Source organism: Aphanothece microscopica RSMan92 (genome assembly GCF_046613545.2).
Classification (GTDB): domain Bacteria; phylum Cyanobacteriota; class Cyanobacteriia; order PCC-6307; family Cyanobiaceae; genus NIES-981.
The window spans coordinates 1-528 of sequence record NZ_JBKKKY020000412.1 but is presented as its reverse complement, the minus strand read 5'-3'; the positions used below and the strand labels follow the sequence as shown (position 1 = coordinate 528).

General features: G+C 70.5%; 1 protein-coding gene. It reads left to right on the top strand.

Annotated elements, in window-relative coordinates; genetic code table 11:
- A partial coding sequence (locus ACLD7X_RS18290) for a hypothetical protein (RefSeq protein WP_411425111.1) occupies positions 1 to 528 on the top strand: 528 nt, incomplete at both ends.

Here is a 528-nt window from a genome sequence, read left to right as displayed (position 1 = left end):
GGGCCCCGCCCGAGGATCCTGGCCAGACGCGCGGCATCATCCGCATCCTGGACCCCGCCCCCACCCGTGCCGCGACGCCGCTGGAGACGCCGCGCGTCCTGCTGCGCGGGCAGGTCGAGGCGCCCGACGACACGCTGGTTGTGACCGTGAACGGCCAGGTGGCCGAGGCGCGTCCCGACGGCACCTTCAGCCACGAGGTCACGCTGTCGGCCGGCGTGAACCGCATCGACATCCTGGCGATGACGCGGGCGAACCAGCCCATCACCCATTCGTTCGAACTGTTCTTCGAAGGCGACATGCAGGCCGTTCTGGGCGACGGCACGCGCTATGCCGTGCTGATCGCCAATGCGGGCTATGCGCCGGGGTCGGGCATCGCGCAACTGGCCACGCCCCACGGCGATGCCGAGGCGCTGGCCACCCTCCTGCGCGACCGATACGGGTTCGTGACGCAGGCGACACTGCCCGACGGGGCGCAGGTGGACCTGTTCCTCAAGGATGCCACCCGGCTGCAGATCGAGACGGTGCTTT